Source organism: Shewanella sp. S1-58-MNA-CIBAN-0166 (assembly GCF_040310085.1).
Taxonomy (GTDB): Bacteria; Pseudomonadota; Gammaproteobacteria; order Enterobacterales; family Shewanellaceae; genus Shewanella.
Genome location: NZ_JBEOPN010000214.1, coordinates 1 through 231, shown reverse-complemented (window position 1 = coordinate 231; position 231 = coordinate 1). Strand labels below are relative to the sequence as shown.

Sequence of the window (231 nt, the reverse complement as noted above, 5' to 3'; positions counted from 1 at the left end):
GGTTTAAATCTACATCGTTAAACCAGTGCATTATAGCAACGGCTAAAGTGGGAGGGGTATTTGGGCCAAGAATGAGTGGCATTTCAACGCTGGCGCTGGCATAAGCAAGTACTGCAAAAATAGGTAAACGTAACAGTGGGTATAAACTGGGTAGCACCACTTTAAAAAACGCCACCATAGGGTAATAACCTAAATTAACCGCAATTTGATGCTGCTTGCGTAGCTTTTTAC

1 pseudogene is annotated in these 231 nt (G+C 42.4%); it reads right to left on the bottom strand.

Annotated features, from left to right (window positions below):
* A pseudogene (locus AAEY99_RS21745) lies at nucleotides 1-231 on the bottom strand (ABC transporter permease); the annotation flags it as partial.